Annotated in this window: 17 protein-coding genes; 14 read left to right on the forward strand and 3 right to left on the reverse strand. The window is 74.9% G+C overall.

The genetic code is table 11. The annotated features are described in order from the left end of the window. From BGP03_RS33525 to BGP03_RS33560, 8 genes are all read left to right on the forward strand, one after another. Nucleotides 1–3,050: SDR family NAD(P)-dependent oxidoreductase (locus tag BGP03_RS33525; protein WP_299738754.1), on the forward strand; the 3,050-nt coding region annotated here is incomplete at its 5' end. Next, complete coding sequence (locus tag BGP03_RS33530) at nt 3,047–5,248, forward strand: beta-hydroxydecanoyl-ACP dehydratase (RefSeq protein WP_298799311.1); 2,202 nt, start codon at nt 3,047–3,049, stop codon at nt 5,246–5,248. The genes BGP03_RS33525 and BGP03_RS33530, both read left to right, overlap by 4 nt. Nucleotides 5,249–5,250: 2 nt before the next feature. Then, the gene (locus tag BGP03_RS33535; protein WP_298799310.1) at nt 5,251–6,831 is read left to right on the forward strand and encodes a PfaD family polyunsaturated fatty acid/polyketide biosynthesis protein; all 1,581 of its coding nucleotides are present in this window, start codon (nt 5,251–5,253) and stop codon (nt 6,829–6,831) included. Continuing rightward, nucleotides 6,828–8,591 (forward strand): acetyl-CoA carboxylase, carboxyltransferase subunit beta, encoded by a 1,764-nt coding sequence (accD, locus tag BGP03_RS33540; protein WP_298799309.1) that lies wholly within the window; start codon nt 6,828–6,830, stop codon nt 8,589–8,591. The genes BGP03_RS33535 and accD overlap by 4 nt, the downstream gene beginning before the upstream one ends. Next, nucleotides 8,588–9,076 carry a biotin/lipoyl-containing protein gene (locus tag BGP03_RS33545; RefSeq protein WP_296374656.1) on the forward strand — a complete coding sequence of 163 codons (489 nt, stop codon included), beginning with the start codon at nt 8,588–8,590 and terminating at the stop codon, nt 9,074–9,076. Before accD ends, BGP03_RS33545 begins: the two co-directional genes overlap by 4 nt. Continuing rightward, nucleotides 9,073–10,431 (forward strand): acetyl-CoA carboxylase biotin carboxylase subunit, encoded by a 1,359-nt coding sequence (locus tag BGP03_RS33550; protein ID WP_298799308.1) that lies wholly within the window; start codon nt 9,073–9,075, stop codon nt 10,429–10,431. The genes BGP03_RS33545 and BGP03_RS33550 overlap by 4 nt, the downstream gene beginning before the upstream one ends. Continuing rightward, nucleotides 10,428–11,660 (forward strand): cytochrome P450, encoded by a 1,233-nt coding sequence (locus tag BGP03_RS33555; RefSeq protein WP_296374659.1) that lies wholly within the window; start codon nt 10,428–10,430, stop codon nt 11,658–11,660. Before BGP03_RS33550 ends, BGP03_RS33555 begins: the two co-directional genes overlap by 4 nt. After that, nucleotides 11,657–12,889, forward strand: a complete 1,233-nt coding sequence (locus tag BGP03_RS33560) for a cytochrome P450 (RefSeq protein ID WP_298799307.1) — start codon at nt 11,657–11,659, stop codon at nt 12,887–12,889. The genes BGP03_RS33555 and BGP03_RS33560 overlap by 4 nt, the downstream gene beginning before the upstream one ends. A 60-nt stretch (nt 12,890–12,949) precedes the next feature. Here BGP03_RS33560 and BGP03_RS33565 read toward each other — a convergent pair whose 3' ends face one another. Both BGP03_RS33565 and BGP03_RS33570 read right to left on the reverse strand, forming a co-directional pair. After that, complete coding sequence (locus tag BGP03_RS33565) at nt 12,950–13,393, reverse strand: helix-turn-helix domain-containing protein (RefSeq protein ID WP_296374663.1); 444 nt, start codon at nt 13,391–13,393, stop codon at nt 12,950–12,952. A 15-nt stretch (nt 13,394–13,408) separates the two neighbouring features. Beyond that, a complete protein-coding gene (locus BGP03_RS33570; RefSeq protein ID WP_298799306.1) occupies nt 13,409–15,751 on the reverse strand; it encodes an MFS transporter in 2,343 nt (780 codons plus the stop codon). Nucleotides 15,752–15,864: 113 nt separating this feature from the next. On the opposite strand from BGP03_RS33570, the gene BGP03_RS33575 reads away from it, so the two are divergent. Genes BGP03_RS33575 through BGP03_RS33600 form a run of 6 tightly spaced genes read left to right on the forward strand, consistent with a single transcriptional unit; the run spans nt 15,865 to nt 21,174 of the window. After that, nucleotides 15,865–16,803 carry an acyl-CoA desaturase gene (locus tag BGP03_RS33575; RefSeq protein WP_298799305.1) on the forward strand — a complete coding sequence of 313 codons (939 nt, stop codon included), beginning with the start codon at nt 15,865–15,867 and terminating at the stop codon, nt 16,801–16,803. Nucleotides 16,804–16,816: 13 nt separating this feature from the next. Next, nucleotides 16,817–17,074 (forward strand): acyl carrier protein, encoded by a 258-nt coding sequence (locus BGP03_RS33580; RefSeq protein WP_296374668.1) that lies wholly within the window; start codon nt 16,817–16,819, stop codon nt 17,072–17,074. Then, nucleotides 17,071–17,937 carry a cyclopropane-fatty-acyl-phospholipid synthase family protein gene (locus BGP03_RS33585; protein ID WP_296374670.1) on the forward strand — a complete coding sequence of 289 codons (867 nt, stop codon included), beginning with the start codon at nt 17,071–17,073 and terminating at the stop codon, nt 17,935–17,937. The genes BGP03_RS33580 and BGP03_RS33585 overlap by 4 nt, the downstream gene beginning before the upstream one ends. Continuing rightward, entirely contained in the window at nt 17,934–19,127 is a 1,194-nt protein-coding gene (locus BGP03_RS33590; RefSeq protein WP_296374672.1) for a cytochrome P450, read from the forward strand. Before BGP03_RS33585 ends, BGP03_RS33590 begins: the two co-directional genes overlap by 4 nt. Nucleotides 19,128–19,135: 8 nt before the next feature. Continuing rightward, nucleotides 19,136–20,737: a fatty acyl-AMP ligase gene (locus BGP03_RS33595; RefSeq protein WP_296374674.1), complete on the forward strand. Its 1,602-nt coding sequence runs from the start codon at nt 19,136–19,138 to the stop codon at nt 20,735–20,737. 2 nt (nt 20,738–20,739) lie between these two features. Next, nucleotides 20,740–21,174, forward strand: a complete 435-nt coding sequence (locus tag BGP03_RS33600) for a PaaI family thioesterase (RefSeq protein ID WP_298799304.1) — start codon at nt 20,740–20,742, stop codon at nt 21,172–21,174. 117 nt (nt 21,175–21,291) lie between these two features. Here the strand turns inward: BGP03_RS33600 and BGP03_RS33605 are convergent, their stop codons facing one another. After that, entirely contained in the window at nt 21,292–21,609 is a 318-nt protein-coding gene (locus BGP03_RS33605) for a DUF3618 domain-containing protein (protein ID WP_299738765.1), read from the reverse strand. Between the last annotated feature and the right edge of the window lie 301 nt (nt 21,610–21,910).

Here is a 21,910-nt window from a genome sequence, read left to right on the forward strand (position 1 = left end):
GCGTCGGCGTCGGCGTCGGCGTTGACACCGACACCGACACCGACACCGGATCCGACGGCTTCGACGCCGACGCCTTCGCCCCCGCTGCGACCGCGCCTGCTGGTCCCGGGGCAACCGCCCCCGCGGGCGTCGACGCCGCCGCCGTCCGGTCGGCCCTGCTGTCCGTGGTGGCGGAGAAGACCGGCTACCCCGTGGAGATGGTCGACCCGGCCATGGACCTGGAGGCCGATCTCGGCATCGACTCGATCAAGCGGGTGCAGATCCTCGGCGCGGTCACCGAGCGTATCCCGGGTCTGCCCCAGGTCGGCCCGGAGCAGCTCGCGGAGCTGCGCTCGGTGGACGACCTCGTCGGCGTCCTCGCCGTCGATCCGGCTCCGGCCCCGGCTCCCGCGGGCCCCGACGCCGGCGCCGTGCGGGCCGCCCTGCTGGCGGTGGTGGCCGAGAAGACGGGCTACCCGGTGGAGATGGTCGATCCGGGCATGGACCTGGAGGCCGACCTGGGCATCGACTCGATCAAGCGGGTGCAGATCCTCGGCGCGGTCACCGAGCGGGTGCCCGGCCTGCCGCAGGTGGGTCCGGAGCAGCTCGCGGAGCTGCGGTCGGTGGACGACCTGGTCGGAGTCCTCGCGGCCCCGGCGCCGGCGCCGGTCACGGAGCCGCCCGCCGCGACCGCGATCGACCCCACCCCGCGCCGCTCCGAGATCACGCTCGTCCCGCTGCCCGCGCCGGACCGGCTCGACCGGCCCTTCGCGGACCCGCCCGTGGCCCTCGTCGTCGAGGTCGGAAGCAGCGCCCCGGCCCAGCTCACCTCGGCCCTGGAACAGCGCGGCTTCACGCTCCGGACGCTGACCCTGCCGGTCGCCCCCGACCTCGGGGCCTGGGACGGCGCCGCCACCGCGGCCGCCGTGTCGGCCGCCGTCACCGGCCGGCTCGACGCCTGCATCGTGCTGCTCGGCAACCAGGGCGATACGGACGCGGCACTCGCCGACGCGGTGCTCGTCGCCGCGGGCACCACCGCCGTGCTGACGCGCACCGCCGAGGCCTCCCGGGCGGCGTTCGTCACCGTCACCCGTCTCGACGGCGCGCTGGGCCACGAGGCGCCCGGCTCGACCGTCGACGCCGTCCTCGGGGGCGTCACCGGGCTCGTCAAGACCCTGGCGCAGGAGGCCCCGGGGGTCTTCGCCCGGGCCCTGGACGTCCACCCCGACCTCGACGCCGCCGCCCTGGCCGACGTGCTGGTCACCGAGCTGCACGACCCGGCGCTGACCACGGAGGTCGGCGTCGACGCCGGTCGCCGCCGGCGCACCACCGCGCTCGTCGACGTCGAGGAGGCCGGTCTCGACCCGGCCGCTCCGGAGGTCGGTGCCGACGACGTCCTGCTCGTCACCGGCGGGGCCCGCGGCGTCACCGCCCACTGCGTGGTCGCGCTGGCCGCCCGCAGCGGCGCGGAGTTCCTGCTGCTCGGCCGCACGCCGCTGCGCGAGGACCCCGCGTGGGCCATCGGCGTCGAGGAGTCCGGCCTGCGGTCCGCGGCGCTCGCGGCCGCCGTCGCGTCCACCCCACGGGAGGTGGCGGCGCTGGTGTCCGGGGTCGTGGCCCAGCGCGAGGTGCGCGCCACCCTCGACGCCGTGCTGGCCGCCGGTGGCCGGGCCCGCTACCTCGCCGCGGACGTCACCGACGTGGACGCCGTGCGCACCGCGCTCGGTGCCGACGCGGAGCGGGTCACCGGCCTGGTCCACGGGGCCGGCGCCCTCGCCGACGCCGCCCTGACCGATAAGACCCCCGACGCCGTGCGGCGCGTGCTGGCGCCGAAACTGGCGGGCCTGCGGGCCGTCCTGAGTGCGGTCGATCCCCGGCACGTCGTGCTCTTCGGGTCGATCGCGGGCGTGCTCGGCAACCCGGGCCAGGCCGACTACGCGGCCGCCAACGAGGCCCTCGACCGGGTCGCGGCCGCGCTGAACGGCCCCGGCCGGCCCGCCGTCTGCCTGCACTGGGGCGCGTGGGACGGGGGGATGGTCACCCCCGAGCTCAAGGCGCTCTTCGCGTCACGCGGGGTGCCGCTGCTGGCGCTCGACACCGGCGCCGCCGCGTTCGTCGAGCAGTTCGCGGCCTCGCGGGCGGGCCGGCGCAGCGTGCTGGTCGCCCCGGGGGGATCCCTCGCCCCGGCCGCCCCGGCGCCCACGTCGGCGTCGGTCGCCCGCCGCGACCTCTTCGCGCTCACCCGCGACCCGGTCGTCGACGACCACCGCGTCGGCGCCCACCCGGTGCTGCCGGCCGCGGCCGCGCTGGGCTGGATGCTGCGCGGCGCCGAGCAGTCCCACCGCCACCTCGTCGCCGTGGGGTGCCGCGACGTGGAGGTGCACCGCGGGATCGTGCTCGACGGCACCGAGCCCGCCGAGCTGGAGCTGCACCTCGACGCCGGGACGGTCGACGGGGCGCAGGTGCTGGTGCGGGCCGCGGTCCGCAGCACCGACCGCACCGGGCGGGTGCAGCCCCACTTCGGGGCCACCGTTGTGCTCGCCGCCCGGCCGGACACGGCGCCGGTGGGCGGACCACCGACCTGGCGGCTCGGGGAGGGGCCCGAGGACGGCCTGGGTGTCTACGTTGACGCCGACCTCTTCCACGGCCCGCTCCTGCAGGGCGTCCGGCGCCTGATCGAGCGGACCCCGACCCGCCTGGTGGCCGAGTGCCGACTGCCCGACACCCCGCTCGCCGGAGGTGGCTGGGCGTCCGCACTGCTCAGCCCGGTGCTCGGGGACGTCGTGCTGCAGGCCGCGTGCGTGCTCGGGGTCTGGTACCTCGACGCCGGCTGCCTGCCGCTGTCGATCGGACGCGTCGAGCTGTTCGCGCCGCTGCCGGCCGACGAGCCGTTCGTGCTGGTGGTGGACGACCTGCGGCCCGGCGCCAACGGGGTGACGGTCGCCGTTGCGGCCCACGCCCCCGACGGCACCCTCCTGCAGCGCTGGAGCGCCGTCACGGCCGTCAGCACCCCGGAGATGGCCGCGAAGTTCGCCGAGGCCGTCGCCCTGCGGGCGGAGGCCGGCTCATGATCGCGCCGACCGACGCCGGGGCCGCGATCCCGGCCGTGCCACCGGGCAGGGAGCACCCGGTCGACCACGTCGACGAGCTGGCCTTCGACGGCCGTCCCTTCGATGCGCTGGCCGCGGTCGGAACGCGGGAGACGGTGCCGGTCCCGCCCGTGCCCGTCCAGGCCCCGCCCGTCGGCGTCGCAGTTCCCGCGGAGGCGGGGCCCGGGTGCCCCGCCGCCGTCGCCGCGAGGCTCGTGGCGCAGCTGAGGGGCGAGATCATCACCGCGCACCTCGCCGCGATGGAGGTCCAGACCCGGTGGCAGGAACGGACGCTCGCCGCGCTCGACGAGGGGCCCGCCGTCGCATCCAGCGCGCAACTCACCCGCACGCAGACCCCGACTCGCGGGGTCGTGGGGGAGCCGGGGTCGCGCCTCGTCCTGAGCTGGACCGGGGTCGCCGGCGAGGAGCCGGTGATGGTCGAGGGGTCGGTGGTCGAGCCCGCGACCGACCTGGTTCTCGCGCCCGGCTGCTACCGGCCCGAAGGCGGGCTCGAGCCACTCGCGACCACGCCGGTCACGCGGCTCGACGCCGCCGACCTGGCCCGCCTGGCGGCCGGGCGGGCCGGCGACGTGTTCGGCCCCCGCTACGCCCAGCCCGCGCCGGCACTGCCGGGCGGGCCGCTCACCGCGGTCACCGAGCTGCGGACCGGCGGACCGGTCACCGTCGGCGTGCTCCGCGCGACCACACCGGGCCCGCGCGCCGCCGCCGACGTGCTGGCCGCCGGCTGGCACGCGGCGTCGGTGCTCGCGACGTGGCTCGGGCTGCACCTCGTGCTGCCGGATGCGACCCTCGTGCCCGGCGCCACGGCCACCGTCGACCTGATCGACACCATCGGCGGCGACGCCGAGCTGGCCGCCGAGGTGGTCGCCGCCGATCTCCTGCCCCGGCCCTGGCTCACGCTCGACACCGAGCTGCGGGTCGCCGACCGGGTCGTGGCCCGGCTGACCGGCCTCACCCTGGTCGTCGACGGTACCCCGGCCGGGACGCGCGGCGGGGGTCATCCCCCGGCCCGGCCGGTGCGCCGGGGCATCACCGGCGAGTTCGCCGCCGTCGACGAGCTGGCCCTGGCCACGGCGTCGCTGGGGGACCTCACGCTCGCCCTGGGCCCGGAGTTCGCCCGCTACGCCGAGCGTCGCGCCACCCGGCCGCCCGCCGGCGGGCTGCGGCTCGTCGGCCGGGTCATGCAGGTGCACGGCACCCGTGGCGAGCTGTCCGGTGGGGCCGTCGGGATCACGGAGTACGACTCCGCGGCCGACGCGTGGTACTACGGCGCCGCGCCCAGCCCGACCGTGCCCAACGTGATCCTGATGGAGACCTCCCTGCAGTCGGCGCTGCTGCTGGGCTACCACCTCGGCGCCACCCTCGTGGACGCCGCGAGCGACTACTGCCTGCGCAACCTCGACGGCTCCGCCACCCTGCACCGTGACGTGGACCTCCGCGGCCGCACCATCCACCAGCGCTCCACCCTGCTCACCACCACGGTGCTCACCGGCGCGGTCCTGCAGGGCTTCACCTACGAGCTGTGGCTCGACGGCGAGAACCCCGAGACCGACGCGCCGTTCTACACCGGCCAGTCGCTCTTCGGCTTCTTCACCGCCACCGCGCTGGCCAACCAGACGGGCCTCGACAACGGCGCGTCGGTGCCGAACTGGCTCGACGAGCACCCGCAGCAGCAGGTCCGCGTGATCGACGCCGCCGTCGGCGCAACCGGTCCGCTGGAGCTGCTCTCGCGAGTGGAGGTGGTGGACGGCGGCGGCCTGCACGGGGCGGGCTACCTGCGCGCGGTGCGGCCCGTCGACCCGGCGGACTGGTTCTTCACCCGCCACTTCCACCTCGACCCCGTCATGCCCGGCTCGCTGGGCATCGAGGCCGTCATCCAGGCCCTCCAGGCCTGGCTGGTCGACTCCGGCGCCGCCGGGGAGCTGACCGAGCCCGAGTTCGTGGTGCCCGCCGGGGTCGAGTTCACCTGGCGCTACCGCGGCCAGATCCTCGCCGGCGACGGCGAGATGACGCTCGAGGTGCACATCCGCGACGTCCAGCGAAAGGCCGGCCGGGTGCGGGTCATCGCCGACGCCAGCCTCTGGAAGCCGGGGCTTCGGATCTACGAGCTCGACGGCATCGCCGCAGAACTCCGTGAGAAGGGGGCGCCCCAGTGGTAGCCGTGCTCGACATCCCGACCCTGAGCCGGGGCGACCGCCTCGCCCGCACCCCCGACGCCGTGCAGGCGGTGCTCGCCGACCTGGAGCAGCCCGTCTACGTCGTCCGCGACTCCACCGGGCTGGGTCTGACCGGCGACGGGAACCTCGCCCACACCCCCGGGACCTCAGTGCTGGCCGCCGTGCCCCCGCTGCCTCCGCGGCAGCTCGGGTCGTCGGTCTTCCGCCGGGCGCACGGCGTCGAGCTGGCCTACCACGCCGGTGCCATGGCCCACGGACTCGCGTCCGCCGACATGGTGATCGCCCTGGCGAACACCGGGATCCTCGGCTCCTTCGGCGCCGCGGGTCTCGTCGCGGAGAAGGTGGACGCCGGGCTGGCCGCGATCGTCGCCGGTGCCCCCGGCCGCCCGTTCGCCTGCAACCTCATCCACAGCCCGAGCGAGCAGGCCATGGAACGGTCCACTGTGGACCTCTGTCTGCGCCACGGCGTCACGTGCGTCGAGGCGTCGGCGTTCCTGGAGCTGACGCCCGAGATCGTCCGCTACCGGGCCCTGGGCCTGTCGACGGGCCCCGACGGCGCGGTGCGGATCGCGCACCGGGTGATCGCCAAGGTCTCCCGCACCGAGATCGCGGAGCTGTTCCTGCACCCCGCGCCGGCACCGCTGCTGCGTGGGCTCGTCGAGCGCGGCGCGATCACGGCCGAGCAGGCCCGGCTGGCCGCGCTCGTCCCGATGGCCGACGACGTCACGGCCGAGGCCGACTCCGGCGGCCACACCGACCGCCGCCCCATGCCGGTGCTGCTCGGGGAGATCCTGCGCGTCCGCGACGCGGCCTGCGCCGCACACGGGCACCCCGTCCGGGTCGGCGCGGCCGGCGGCATCGGCACCCCCGCCGCCGCGGCCGCCGCGTTCGCGATGGGCGCCGACTACGTCGTCACGGGGTCGGTCAACCAGGCGTGCGTCGAGTCCGGCCAGTCGGACGCGGTGAAGCTACTGCTCGGCGCGGCCGAGAGCACCGACTGCGACATGGCGCCGTCGTCGGACATGTTCGAGCTCGGCGTCGACGTGCAGGTGCTGCGGCGCGGCACCATGTTCCCGGGCCGTGCGCGGCGGCTGTTCGAGCTCTACCGCCGCCACGACGGCATCGAGGACATCCCCGCCGACGTGCGCGCGGAGATCGAGCGCACGATCTTCCGCCGCGGCCTCGACGAGGTCTGGGCCGACACCGTCTCCTACTTCTCCGCCCGCGACCCCGAGCAGATCGCCCGGGCGCAGGGCAACCCCAAGCGCCGCATGGCGCTCGTCTTCCGCTGGTACCTCGGCCTGTCGTCGGGCTGGGCGGCCAGCGGCGATCCCGCCCGCGCCACGGACTACCAGGTCTGGTGCGGCGCCGCGATGGGCGCCTGCAACGCCTGGCTGCGCGGCACCCCCTACGAACCGGTGCAGCGCCGCACCGTCACCGCCATCGCCCAGCACATCGTGCGCGGCGCGGCGTTCACCTCCCGGGTGGCGGCCCTGCGTTCCAGCGGGGTCGCGCTCCCGGCGCGTGCCACGAGCTACCGACCGACCGAGGAAGGCCTGCTGTGACCAGCACCCTGCCAGATCGTCCGATCCAGGCTCCCGTCCCCGCAGCGGACTGGGTCGTCTGCCCGGGCTGCCCCGGGATGATCTACGCCAAGCGGATGGACCGTGCCGCAGGTGTCTGCCCGGAGTGCGGGCACCACACCCCGCGCACCGCAGCCCAGCGGATCACCCACCTGCTCGACGACGGCAGCGCCGGCATGATCGACGTCGCTGTGCCCGACCGCGACCCGCTCGGCTTCGTCGACTCCAAGGCCTACCCCGAGCGCCTCCGCGACGCCCGCCGCCGCACGGGCCTCGACGAGGGCGTGCTCGTGGCCCGCGGTCGGATCGACTCCTGTCCGGTCGTGGTCGCGGCCATGGACTTCCGGTTCCTCGGCGGCAGCCTGGGTGCCGCGGTCGGCGAGGCCATCACCCGCGCCTGCGAGGTGGCGCTGGCCGAGCGCACCCCGCTGCTGCTGGTCAGCGCGTCGGGTGGGGCCCGGATGCAGGAGGGTGTGGTCGCCCTGATGCAGATGGCGAAGACGAGCCAGGCCCTGCGCCAGCTCGACGAGGCCGGCGTCCTGACGATCTCGCTGGTCACCGACCCGACCTTCGGCGGCGTGGCGGCCTCCTTCGCGACGCTCTGCGACGTGATCGTCGCCGAGCCCGGCGCGCGGCTCGGGTTCGCCGGCCCGCGGGTGATCGCCCAGACCATCGGCGAGACGCTGCCCGAGGGTTTCCAGACCGCCGAGTACCTGCTCGAGCACGGCATCGTGGACCTGATCTGCCCCCGCGCCGAGCTGCGGGCGGTGCTGGGGCGGCTGCTGCGGGTCGCCGGCGCGCCCGACGCGTCGGTGACGCCGATCCGTCCGGTGCTGGTCCGCGACCACACCGCGCTGCCCGTGCGCCACCCGTGGGAGGTCGTGCGCAAGGCCCGCCGGTTCGGCCGGCCCACCGCCCTGGACTACGCCGGGCTGCTGCTGGAGGAGTTCACGGAGCTGCACGGCGACCGCATGGCCGCCGACTGCGCGGCCATGGTCTGCGGCCTCGGCGTGCTCGACGGGGCCCCCGTGGCCCTGATCGGCACGCAGAAGGGCCGCACCCCGGCGGAGGCCGCGCAGCGCAACTTCGGCATGCCCACCCCGGCCGGCTACCGCAAGGCCGCCCGGGTCATGCGCCTGGCCGGCAAGCTCGGCATCCCGCTCGTCACGCTGATCGACACCGCGGGTGCGTTCCCCGGCGTCGCCGCGGAGGAGCAGGGCCAGGCCGTCGCGATCGCCGAGAACCTGCGGCTGCTCTCCGGGCTGCCGGTGCCGGTCGTCGCGGTCGTCACGGGCGAGGGCGGCAGCGGGGGAGCGCTCGCGCTCGCCGTGGCCGACGACGTGCTGATGTGCGCCGACGCCGTCTACTCGGTGATCACGCCGGAGGGGTGCGCCTCGATCCTCTGGAAGGACGCCGGCTCCGCGCCCCGCGCCGCCGAGGCCCTGCGCGTCGACTCCCGCTCGCTGCTGGAGCTCGGCGTCGTCGACGGGGTGGTGCCCGAGGCCGAGCACGGCGACCACCTCGAGTCCGCCCGCCTGCTGGGCGACGCGCTGCGCGAGACCCTCGCCCCGCTGGCGGGGATGTCCACGGCCGACCGCGCCACGCGGCGCCACGCCCGCTTCCGCGCCTTCGGCCTCGCCGCCGCCGGGTCGCTTTCGGGCCCGGCCGTGGGTACTGCCGGGTCGCTCGCGGGCCCGGCCATCAGCGCCGAGGCCTGCGACGAGACCCGGGAGAGCGCGTGACCGCCACCGTGGAGACCACCGACCTGCACGCGGTGCTGGCCGCACTGCGGGAGAACGCCGTGGCGCTCGCCGTGTCCGGCACCCAGCCGCCGACCCGGATCCGGGTGGAGGCCGCCGGCGTCGTGGTGGAGCTGGGGTGGGGCGACGCCGCTCCCGCCGCCCCCGCCGCCGACCCGGCCCCGATCCCGGCGCCTGCCCCGGTCGCGGCCGTCGCCCCGGTCGACGGATCGGCCGCCGCTGCTCCGACCCCCGGCCACCGGATCACCGCCCCCACCGTCGGGGTGTTCTACCGGGCGCCCGAGCCCGGCGCACCGCCGTTCGTCGCGGTCGGGGACCACGTTCGGCCGGGCCAGCAGGTGGGCATCGTCGAGGCGATGAAGCTCATGATCCCCGTCGAGACCGACCGCGGCGGGCCCGTCCTGGAGCTGCTGTGCGGCGACGGCGACCCCGTCGAGTTCGGCCAGCCACTCATGGTGCTGGGATGACCACCGTCCTGGTCGCCAACCGCGGCGAGATCGCGCTGCGGGTGCTGCGCACCTGCCGGGAGCTGGGGTTCGGCACCGTCGCCGTCCACTCCACCGCGGACGCCGGGTCCGCCGCCGTCCGCTACGCCGACCGGGCCGTCTGCATCGGGCCGGGACCGGCGAAGCGCAGCTACAACCACATCCCGTCGGTGATCGAGGCGGCGCGGATGACCGGCGCCGACATGATCCACCCCGGCTACGGCTTCCTGTCGGAGAACCCCGACTTCGCGGAGGTGTGCGCGGCCGAGGGCTTCACGTTCGTCGGCCCGCCGGCGCCGGTCATGGAGAAGCTGGGGGACAAGGCCGTCGCCCGCGCCATGATGGTCGACGCCGGCCTGCCGCTGCTGCCCGGCAGCACCGAGGCCGTCGACGACGTCGACGACGCGTTCGCGCTGGCCGAGACGATCGGCTACCCCGTCATCATCAAGGCCGCGGCCGGTGGCGGCGGGCGGGGCATGACGGTCGTCCGCGACCGCGGCGGTTTCCACGACGACTTCCGCCGCACCCGCGCCACCGCCACCGCCGTGTTCGGCGACGGGCGCGTGTACGTCGAGCGCTACCTGGACTCGGCGCGCCACGTCGAGATCCAGGTGCTCTGCGACGCGCACGGCCACGGCGTGCACCTGGGCGCCCGGGACTGCTCGGTGCAGCGCCGCCACCAGAAGCTCGTGGAGGAGACCCCGGCGCCCGGCATGTCCGACGACACCGTCCACGGGATGGGGGAGGCGGCCGTCCGCGGGGTGCTCGCCGCCGGCTACACGGGCGCGGGCACCGTCGAGTTCCTCGTCGACGACCAGCACCGCTACTACTTCATGGAGGTCAACTGCCGGCTGCAGGTGGAGCACCCGGTGACCGAGATGGTCACCGGCCTCGACCTCGTCGCCGAACAGCTGCGGATCGCGACGGGGGATCCGCTGGGGTTCACCCAGGAGGACGTGACGCCGCGCGGCGCGGCGATCGAGTGCCGCATCAACGCCGAGGACCCCGCCCGCGACTTCGCCCCCACCCCGGCGGTGGTGGAGCGCTTCACCCCGCCCGGCGGGCCGTTCGTCCGTGTCGACACCCACGTCGGGGCGGGCTACCGCATCCCGCCGGACTACGACTCGATGCTGGCGAAGGTGCTGGTCTGGGCCCCGGACCGGGCGGGGGCGATCGCCCGCATGGATCGCGCGCTCGAGGAGCTGGAGCTCACCGGAGAGCGGCTGGTGACGACGGCGGAGTTCCTGCGCACGGTGCTGGCCGAGCCCGCCTTCGCCGACGGCGAGCACGACACGGCCCTGCTCGACCGGATGGCCCGGGGCCGGGTGGGAACGTGAGCCCCACCGCCGCCCATCCTGTCCAGCAGGCCGTCCTCGACGCGCTCGCTCCGGCCTCCCGCCACGACCCCTACTCCGCCTACGCGGTGCTGCGCACCGCCGGGCCGTTCGTTCCGGGCCCGCTGGGCACCCGCCTCGTGACCCGCCACGCCGACGCCGAGGCCATCCTGGCCGACCCCACCTGGAGCCACGCCGAGGAACGGGAGCTGCTGCACCCCGCCAGCGACGTGGAGCTGCCCGGCTCGTTCCTGTGGATGGAGCCGCCCGATCACACGAGGCTGCGCCGCCTGGTCTCCGCGGCGTTCACCGCCCGCCGGATCGAGGCCCTGCGCCCCAGCGCCCGGCGCGTCACCGCCCGGCTGCTCGACGCCGCGCTGGACGCGGGCGAGGTGGACCTCGTCGAGGCCCTGAGCTACCCGCTGCCGCTCACCATGATCTGCGACCTGCTCGGCGTGCCGCCCGGGGCCCACACCGACGTCCGGCGGATGTCGGCCGGCATCGCCCGCGGCCTCGACCCCGACGCGCTGCTGAACCCCGACGAGCTGGCCGCCCGTACCCAGGCCGTACACGACTTCACCGTGTTCTTCGGCGATCTCGTCGCGCAGCGGCGGGCCCACCCCCGCGACGACCTGATCACCGCGCTCGCCCAGGTGGAGGCCGACGGGGACACGCTGACCCCGCACGAGATGCTCGGCACGCTGCTGATCCTCCTGGTCGCCGGCCACGAGACCACCGTCAACCTCATCGGCAACGGCCTGCTCGGGCTCGCCCGCCGTCCCGACCAGCTCGCGCTGCTGCGCTCCGACCCCGGTCTCGCGCTCCCGGCCGTCGACGAGATGCTGCGCCACGACCCGCCCGTGCACCTGACCACGCGCACGGCCCGCACCGAGACGACGGTCGCCGGCACGACGTTCGCGCCCGGCGAGGCGGTGATCGTGCTCATCGGGTCGGCCAACCGCGACCCCGACGCGTTCGTGGCCCCGGCCGAGCTGGACGTCACCCGCTACACCGCGCGCCCCCGTCCGAAGCGCCACCTCGCCTTCGGCCTCGGTCTGCACCACTGCATCGGCGCGGCGCTGGCCCGGCTGGAGATGGAGGTGGTGCTGCGGGCCGTCTCCGCCCGCGTCGACTCCGTCGAGCTGCTGGCCGATCCGCCGTACCGCCCCAACCTCGTCGTCCGCGGGATGGCGCGGCTGCCCGTCCGACTCCGGGAGAGCGATCAGCGATGACCACCACCTTCCCCGCTTTCGACACCGCCCACCGCCACGACCCCTACCCGGCGTTCGCGCTGGTCCGCGAGGCCACGCCCGCCCACCCACTGCAGCTCGGCGACGTGCCCGTCACCGTGTTCACCCGCTACGCCGAGTGCGCCGCGATCCTCGCGAGCCCCGACTGGGGTCACGGCTACCAGGCCGGGATCAGCCCGTTCCGCGACACCGGGGCGCTCATCCCCGGCTCGTTCGTGCGCATGGACCCGCCTGATCACTCCCGTTTCCGCAGCCTCGTCAACAAGGCGTTCACCCCGCGCGTGGTGGCCGCGCTCGCGCCGATGGTCGAGCGGGTGGTGGACGACCTGCTCGACACGGCGCTGGCGCGTGACGAGTTCGACGTGCTGGCCGACCTGGCCGTCCCCCTGGCCCTGACCATGATCGGCGGCCGAGTGCTGGGTGTCCCGCCGGAGGAGCGTCCGGCGCTGCGGGACTGGGAGCTCGCGATCGCCTGGGGCACCGATCCCGACGAACTGCTGCCCCCCGACGTGATCACCGCCCGCGGGACGGCGGCGCGCGCCGCGTTCGGCTACTTCTCGCGGCTGGTGGCGCAGCGCCGGGCCGAGCCCGCCGACGACCTGCTCAGCGCGCTCATCGCCGTGGAGGAGGCGGGGGACCGGCTCACCGAGCCCGAGCTGGTCGGCATCTGTCTGCTGCTCCTGGTGGCGGGCATGGAGACGTCGATCAACCTCGTCGGCAACGGGGTGCTGGCGCTGCTGCGCCACCCCGACCAGCTGGTGCTGCTGCGCGAGCGTCCCGACCTCATGCCGGCCGCGCTGGACGAGATGCTGCGCTACGACCTGCCCACGCAGTTCACGATCCGGGTCGCCCTGCGCGACACCGTGGTCGCGGGGCAGCGGTTCACCCGCGGCGACGGGGTGGTCGTCGTGATGGCGGCGGCGAACCGCGACGCCGCGGTCTACCCGGACCCGGACCGCTTCGACATCACCCGCTACGCCGTGCCGGACCCCGCGCGTCGCCACCTCGGATTCAGCCTCGGCATCCACTACTGCCTGGGTGCGCCGCTGGCGAGGCTCGAGGCGGGCATCGCGATCGGTGCCCTGCTCCGCCGGGCGCCGAACCTGGAACTGGCGGAGGAGAACCTGGAACACCTCCCCAGCCTGATCCACCGCGGCCTCCGCAGGCTGCCCGTCCGCGCGCGGACACGCACCCCGCGCGCGAACGCGTGATCGCCGTTGCCTATCGGCGCCGACATCGCGTCCCGCCGTGCCTAGCGTCGGCCGCGTGACTCAGGCCGGGGTGACCTCGCCGAGGCGCACCACCGTGCTGTCGCCCGGCCGGATGGGCGCGCGGCAGTGACCGCAGACGGTCTCGGCGTGCAGCTCCGCCCCGCACGAGTGCCGGAACACCGTGGGCGGCGCGCCCTCGGTGACGTAGCGGTTGCCCCACTCCATGAGCGCCAGCAGGATCGGGGCGATCTGCTCCCCGGACTCCGAGAGCACGTACTCGTAGCGCGGCGGGTGCTCCTCGTAGAGCTCCTTCGTCACGACGCCGGCCTCGACGAGGGTGCGCAGCCGGGTGGCGAGGATGTCGCGGCTGGCCCCGGTGCCGGCGACGATCTGGTCGAAGCGGCGCTGGCCGAAGAAGATCTCGCGCAGCGCGAGGATGCTCCAGCGTTCACCGACGACGGCGAGCGCGTTGGTGATCGAGCAGATCCTGGCCGTGCCTGCCACCGTTCCTCCTGGTCATCAGGCCGTCGCGCCGAGGACGAGGTGCTGCTCGGCGCCGTTCGAGCCTACGGGGACGGTGGCGGTCACCGGCACGTACCGGGTGGCCGTGACCACGAACTCACCCGGCCCCACACCGTCGAACGCGTAGCGGCCCCCGCCGTCCGTGGTCGCAGTGGCGACGGCCCGCCCGGCGGCGTCGGCCAGCGACACCGTGAGGTTCGCGAGCGGCCGCGACGCGGAGTCCAGCGCCGTGCCGGCGATCCGGCGCAGCACGGCCAGCACGAGATCGCACCGGGCGATCCCGTCGGCCGCCACGTCGACGCGCTCGGCCACCGGCGCCCGCCCCTCCGCGATCGCGGTCAGCGTGTGGATCCCGGCGGTGAGGCCGTGCAGCGCGTAGCGGCCGTCGGCGCCGCTCGTGGTGGTGCCGGCCACCTCGCCCGCCGTGTCGGTCACCGTCACCCGGGCGCCGGCGACGGCCTCCCCGTCGGGACCATGGATGCGGCCACCGAGCCCGGTGCCACCGGCGAGGACCAGGTCGAGGGTGTGGTGGCCCGGCGTGGTGGGCAGGTGTGCGGCCCGCGGGATGTGCCCGGGCGCCGCGGCCACCAGCATGTGCATCCCGCCGCCGCGGGGCCGGTCGAGGTGGTAGCGGCCGTCGTGATCGACGGTGCCGCGTCCGGCGCACACACCCAGCGCGTCGATCAGCGTCAGCACACCGCCCGTCACCGGTGCGCCGTTGTCACGCGAGAGCCGGCCGCCCACCGACATCGGGGCCGGTTCGATCGGGGCTCCGGGCACGTAGGAGGATGCCTCGGGTGCCGGCTGGACGGGTGCCGGTGCGGCCGCCGTGGCGGGCTTCCGGGCCGGGCGGACGAGGACGCCGGCGAGCACCGCGCACACCAGTGCCGCGATCGCGGGCACCAGTACCGCGGTGTGGAACGCGTCGGTGAACGACTCCCCGAACGCCGCGACGAAGGGCCGCACCACCGCCGCGGGCAGCTCCGACAGCGAGCCGCCCTCGGCGGCACCCGCGGTGAGCCGGGCCGCGCCCGCCGCGGGGACGCCGCGGGCGACCAGGGCCCCCGGCAGCGCGTCGAACAGGCCCGTGGTGAGCAGCGTGCCCAGCAGGCTCGCCCCGACCGCGCCGCCGATCTGCCGGAACATGTTCACGCTGCCGCTGGCCGTCCCGACCTCCGTGGGGGGTACGGAGATGACCGCGAGCGCCGTGCTCGGCGTGAGGATCAGCCCGCTGCCGGCCGCCACCAGCACGAGGATGAGCGCCACGATCCAGAAGTCCGTGGTCGGGTCGACCGTGAGCAGCAGCAGGGCGCCGGCGCCGGTCGCGACCAGGCCCACCACCATCGGCCAGCGGAAGCCGAGCCACCGCACGACGCGCGAGGCGAACGCGCTGACCACCACGTAGGTGGCGGTCAGCGCGAGCATCCGGGTGCCGGCCGAGAGCGTCGTGTACGCGTTGACCTGCTCGAAGTAGAGCACCAGCACGAACGACAGCCCCACGAACGTGAACTGGCCGAGGAACCCGACGAGGTTGGCCGCCACGAACGAGAGGTTGCGGAACAGGCCCAGGTGCAGCATGGGTGCGGAGCTGTGGTGCTCGGCCAGGACGAACGCGACGACCGCCACCCCGGCCACGCAGAAGGCCACGATGATCCGCGCCTCCCCGAAGCCGACGTTGCCGCCCTCGATCACCGCGTAGCTCAGGGCTCCGATGGCGACGATCCCGAGCACCAGGCCGGGGACGTCGAGCCGGCGGCCGGGCGCCCGGCGCTCGTCGACCAGCACCAGCGTCAGGACGACCACCACCACCGCCAGCACGACGTTGATCGCGAACACGCTGTGCCAGGAGTACGACAGCAGGAGCAGACCGCCCACGATCGGGCCCAGCGCCAGGCCGACGCCCGACACCGCGGCCCAGATGCTCACCGCGGTGGTGCGCTCGTGCGGATCGCCGAACAGGCCGGTGGCGAGCGCGAGGCTGTTGGGCAGGATCATCGCCCCGCCGACGCCCATCACGGCCTGGCCGACGATCACCGTGGTGGTGTCGCCGCCGAACAGGACCACGGCGCTGCCCGCGGCCATGACGACGGCCCCGAGCAGGAAGACCAGGCGGCGGCCGAGGATGTCGCCCACCGTGCCGGCCGTCAGCACCAGCGCCGCGACCACGGCCGTGTAGATGCTGCCCATCCACACGGCGCCGGACGCGGAGGCGTGCAGGTCGCGCTGGGCGGCGGTGATCGTGGCCAGGGTCTGGGTGATGGTCAGGAACGTCATCATCATGCCGAGGCAGACGATCACGAGTCCCCACCAGCGTCGCGGCGATCCGCGATCGGCGTCCATGCGGGGGACCGTAGGAGAGTCAGTTGGATTTCACAACTGACTTCGTGCACTGTCCTCCGCCGGGCCGCCCCGCGGACATCCCCGGTTCAGCCGGGGCCACCACGATCAGCGTCATGACCGCTGACGAGAGCCCACGCCGCAAGGTGATGAGCAGCCCGTACCTGCACCGGCTGCAGCGCCGGCACTTCCTGCTGTTCGACGTCCTGCCGATCGTCGGCACCGTGGCGGCCTTCGGGTTCCTCGCCGTGCATCCCTTCGGCGTCACCGAGCTCGTGCTGCTGGTGGCGATGTGGCTGCTGACCGGGCTGGGCGTGACCGTCGGCTACCACCGGCTGTTCACCCACCGCACGTTCAAGGCGGGCCCCGCCGTGACCACGGCGCTCGCGATCCTCGGCTCCATGGCCGGGCAGGGCGGCGTGGTGTCGTGGGTGGCGCTGCACCGGCGCCACCACGAGTGCAGCGACCGCGAGGGCGATCCGCACTCGCCCAACCTCGACGGCGACGGGTTCGTGGGCCGGATCCGGGGCCTCGCGCACTCCCACTTCCTGTGGATGCGCCGCCACGACTACCCGAACATCGTCCACTACGCGCCGGACCTGCTGCGCAACCGCGCCGTCGTGCGCGTCGCCCGCCGCTACGACACGTGGGTGGTCGTCGGCCTGCTGGTCCCGGCCGTGATCGGCGGCCTGGTCTCGCTGAGCTGGACGGGCGCGGTCAGCGGCCTGCTGTGGGGCGGGCTGGTGCGGATGTTCGTGCTCGAGCACATCGTGTGGGCGATCAACTCCTTCCTGCACATGTTCGGCACCCGGCCCTACGAGTCGCGGGAGAACAGCCGCAACGGCGGGGTGTTCGCGCTGATCAGCCTGGGTGAGTCGTGGCACAACAACCACCACGCGTTCCCGGACTCGCCCTCGTTCGGCCTCGACTGGTACCGCCTCGACCCCGGCTTCTGGCTCATCCGCGGGCTCGCCGCGTGTGGGCTGGCCTGGGACCTGAAGGTCCCCACCCCCGAGCGCATCGCGGCGCGCCGCCGTACCCCCGCTCCCGTCTGAGAAGGAGACACCCGTGAACGCCACGAAGGACGAGATCGCCGGCTGGTGCCGCGCCTACGTCGCCGACCTGCTGCAGGTCCCCGCCGACACGATCGACCCGGCCGAGGACTTCGACCGGCTCGGCGTCGACTCCGCGCTCGCCGTCTCCCTGCTCATGGAGGTGGAGGAGCGCTACGGCGTGGACCTGGAGCCCGAGGAGCTGTTCGCCGACCCGACGCTCGACGCCGTGGCCGACCACGTGCTCGCGCAGATCGTGAGCCGGGTGGCGTGAGCTCCGACCTGGCGCAGGCGGCGGAGGCCGTCCGACACCACTACGACGTGGGCAACGCCTTCTACGACCTGTGGCTCGACGCCACGCGCACCTACTCGTGCGCCCTGCGCGAGGGATCCGACGACACCCTGGAGTCCGCGCAGGAGCGCAAGCTCGCGTTCCACCTCGACGCGGTCGACGCCCGCAACGCCGGTGGCGTGCTGGACGTCGGATGCGGCTGGGGCTCGATCCTGGAACGGCTCGCGCTCACCCACCGTGTCCCGCGATCGGTCGGTCTGACACTGAGCGAGGAGCAGGCGGCGTTCGTGTCGGCGCGCGGCCTCCCGGGCGTCGACGTGCGGGTGGAGGACTGGCGCGATCACGAGCCCGAGGGCCGCTACGACGGGATCGTCTCCATCGGCGCCTTCGAGCACTTCGCGCGGCCCGACGACACCGTCGAGGAGAAGATCGGCCGCTACCGGGAGTTCTTCGCCCGCTGCCGGGACTGGCTCACCCCCGGCGGCACGCTGTCGCTGCAGACCATCGCGTACGCCAACATGTCCCGCGACCACGCCTCCGGGTTCATGCAGCGGGAGATCTTCCCGCACGCCGACCTGCCCACGCTGGCCGAGATCACCGCCGCCGCGGAGGGTGTGGTCGAGATCCGGCGGATGCACAACGGGCGCCTGGACTACGCGTGGACCTGCGAGCAGTGGGCGCGGCGGCTGCGCGCCCGCCGCGCCGAGGCCACGGAGCTCGTCGGGCCCGAGGTCGTGGCCCGCTACGAGCGCTACCTGAAGCTCTCGGCCCTCGGGTTCCGGATGAACAAGATCGGGCTGCTGCGGCTGGTCATGACGCCCTACCGCGACGGGTACTTCCGGTGACCACCGCGGCGAGGATCCGGTTCAACCCCTTCGACGCGGGGTTCCGCCGCGACCCCTACCCGCTCTACCACCGGCTCCGCGACGCCGATCCGGTGCACCGCGCGCTCGGGATGTGGGTGCTCACCCGCCACGCCGACGTCCGCGAGGTGCTGCGCGACCGCACGTTCAGCGCGGGGCTCATCCCGGCCCAGGTGGAACGCCGGGTCGACCCGGGAGCGCGGATCGTGCGGCTGGGCCGGGCGTCGCTGGTGTTCACCGACAACCCCGAGCACGCGCGGTTGCGGGGGCTGGTCAACCGGGCGTTCACCGGGGTGGCGGAGCTGCGGCCGGTGGTGGAGGGCATCACCGACGGCCTGCTGGACGCCGGTCCCGTCGGGGACGCCGTGGCCGATCTCGCGGACCCGCTGCCGGTCCGGGTGCTCGGCGCGTGGATGGCGCTGCCCGCCGACGTGGCCGGCCGCGTCGCGGCGTGGACCCACGACATCCGGTTCCTCCTGGAACCGGGCCTCATGAAGGGTGACGACGTCGAGCGCGTGACGCGCGTGCTCGACGAGTTCGTCCTCGCGCTGGAGCCCGTGATCACCGACCGGCGGCGCCGCCCGGGCGACGACCTGATCAGCCGGCTCGCCGCGGCGCGCACCGGAGGGGGAGACCGGCTCACCGACGAGGAGGTCGCCTTCGTCGCGATCATGTCGTTCGTGGCCGGCCACGAGACCACGACGTCGCTGATCGGCAACGCCCTGCTCGCGCTGCTGCGCCATCCCGCCCAGGCCGACCTGCTGCGGGAGCGCCCCGAGCTCGCCGGCGCGGCCGTCCGCGAGACCCTGCGCCACGACAGCCCCTTGCAGATGACCAAGCGCCTCGCCACCCGCGACGGGACGATCGGCGGCCGCACCGTCGCCGCAGGCGAGGTGATCCTGCTCTGCCTGGGGGCGGCCAACCGGGACCCCGCCGTCTTCGCCGACCCGGACGCGTTCGACATCACCCGGGACACCACGGGCCACGTCGCGCTCGGGGACGGCCTGCACGGTTGCCTCGGTGGGCAGCTCGCCCAGCTGCAGGCGCAGGTCGTCCTCGAGCGGCTGGCGTCCCGCCCGTTCCGGCTCCGCGACGAGCCCCTGCAGTGGCAGACCCACAGCCAGATCGTGCGCGGGCTCACCCGCCTGCCGGTGACGTGGGGGAGCGTGTGATCCCCGCCGTGCTGGCACGCCGCGCCACCGACGAGCCGGACCGCACCGCCTACCTCTTCCTCGACGAGAACGGCGCCGAGCGCACCCGCCTGTCCTACGGCGAGCTGCACGCACGGGCGTGCGGGGTGGCGGCGCGGCTCGTCGAGGTCTGTGGGCCCGGTGACCGGGCGCTGCTGCTGTTCGGGCAGGGCCCCGAGTTCGTGGTGGCGTTCCTGGGCTGCCTGTACGCGCAGGTGGTGGCGGTGCCGGTGAACCCGCCGCGCCGCAACCGCGTGCAGGACGCCACCCGGGCGATCGTGCTCGACTGCGAACCCGCCGTGGTGCTCACCGTCGCCGCGATGCTCGACCACCTCCGGCCCGCCGTGGAGCCGCTCGCCCCCGGCGTGCACTGGATGGCGCTGGACGACCTGGTGCCGTCCCCCGGGGAGCCCCGTCCGGTCACGGCCGACACCCTCGCCTTCCTGCAGTACACCTCCGGCTCGACGTCCACGCCCAGGGGCGTGATGGTGAGCCACGGCAACCTCGCCGCCAACCAGGAGATGATCCGCCGCACGTTCGGCCACGACCGCGACTCCACCGTCGTCGGCTGGGCCCCGTTCTTCCACGACCAGGGCCTGATCGGCAACGTGCTGCAGCCGCTGTGGGTGGGTGCGGCGAGCGTGCAGTTCTCGGCGATGGCGTTCGCCCGCCGCCCGCTGCTGTGGCTCGCCGCGATCTCCCGCTACCGGGCCCACACCAGCGGCGGCCCGAACTTCGCCTTCGACGCCTGCGTGGCCGCGGCCGCCCGCTCCGGCGTCCCGGACGTCGACCTGTCGAGCTGGCAGGTCGCGTTCGACGGTGCCGAACCCGTGCGGCCCGACACCCTGCGCCGCTTCGCCGAGACGTTCGCGCCCGCCGGCTTCGACCCGGCCGCGCTGCACCCCTGCTACGGGCTCGCCGAGGCGACGCTGATGGTCAGCGGCACCGGGAAGCTGCGGGGCCCCCGCACCACGACGGACGGGGCCAGCGGCCGGGTGCTGGCCGGCTCCGGGGTGCCGGTGCAGCCCGGCGCGGTCCGGATCGTCGACCCGGATACCCGGTCGCGGTGCGGGCCGGGCGAGGTCGGCGAGATCTGGGTGGCCGGCGACCACGTCGCCCAGGGCTACTGGCGCCGCCCCGACGCCACCGAGCAGACCTTCCGCGCGGAGCTCGACGGGGTGCGGCACCTGCGCACGGGCGACCTCGGCGTCCTCGTCGACGGGGAGCTGTACGTCGTCGGGCGGCTGAAGGACCTCGTGATCGTCCGCGGCCGCAACCACTACCCGCACGACATCGAGCACACCGCCACCGCCGCGCACCCCGCCCTGCGCTGCTGCGCCGCGTTCGCGGTGCCCGCGCCCGACGGCGAGCGGCTCGTCGTCGTGGCGGAGGTGCGCCGCGAGCACCGCGACACCCTCGACGCCCGTGAGGTGGTCGGGTCGGTCCGTGCGGCCGTCGTCGCCGAGCACGCGACGACGGGTGAGGTCGTGCTCACCTCGTTCGGCCGGCTGCCGATGACCAGCAGCGGCAAGATCATGCGGGCCGCGACGCGGGCCCGCTACCTCGATGGCGAGTACGCAGGAAAGGCGTGACCATGAGCGACTGGACGGCCCCCCACCCCGACTACGCCGACGCCGTGACGGGCGCGGTGCTCAGCATGCCCGCCGCGCGGCACCTGGGGTTCCGCTTCGACCGGGTCGTCCCCGGCGAGGTCGAGATCGTGCAGCCGGCGCGCCCCGAGCTGACCCAGCACGGCGGGTTCGTGCAGGGCGGCGTGCTCGGCTCGCTGGCCGACTTCGCCGGGGGCTCCGCCGCCGGCACGCTGCTCCCGCTCGGCTGGGTGAACATGACCGTCGACTACACGGTGAAGATCGTGGCCCCCGCCAAGGGCGACGTCGTCGCGCGCGGCCGGGTGCTCCACCACGGCCGCACCACGACGGTCGCCGCGGCCGACGTGTTCGCCCGCGACGGAGACGCGGAGACCCTGTGCGCCACCGCCCTGGTCACCATGCGGAACCTCAAGCTGTGAAGCGGTAGCCGATGCCCCCGTCAGCATCGCTGACGGCACCCCACCGGGGCACCGCCGGTGCCGTCCCCGATCGCCCGGGCGCCGATCCCGTCGGCGGACGCCCGGACGCGGGTCGGGTCACGGCTGTCCGTGGGCCCGGACCCGACGGACCACGAGGGCCGTGACCAGGACGGCGGCCACCCCGGCGACGAGGCCGGCGTGGGTGCGGACGGCGTCCGACACGGTGTCGCGGGCCAGCGCGCCCTGGTCACGCAGGCGGGCCGGCACGTCGAGCCGCCTGGCCAGCTCCGCCGTCGTGTCGCCGAGCTCCGCCCGCGTGTCCTCCACCGTCGCGAGGGCGTCCTCCAGGCCGGGATCGTCCTGCTGCCGGACCTCGGCGCGGAGGTCGTCGGAGGATCGGGCCGCACCGTCCACGAACGGGCGGTCGGGGGACACGGGAGGTACCTCGGGGTGGTTGCTCATGGAGAGGGGGTGGCCGGTTCGGGCCGTGTTCAACCGCGCGCGACCCGATCGGCGCGCCCCCCGGTGCTCCCTCCACGGCCTCGGCCTCCCAGCGGAGCAGGTCGCCGGCCGGTGCGCCGACGGGCACTCCGCCGCCGCGGTGCAGGTCGTTGTGCCCTGTCCGATCCCCCGCGGGGGGGTGCACCGTCGGGACCATGAGGTATCCCTACCCCTCCATCCGGGGAGCAGCATCATGAGCACCGCGCTCACCACGGTCGTCATCGTCGTCGTCGTC

This window comes from Pseudonocardia sp. 73-21 (assembly GCF_001899645.1).
GTDB lineage: Bacteria > Actinomycetota > Actinomycetes > Mycobacteriales > Pseudonocardiaceae > Pseudonocardia.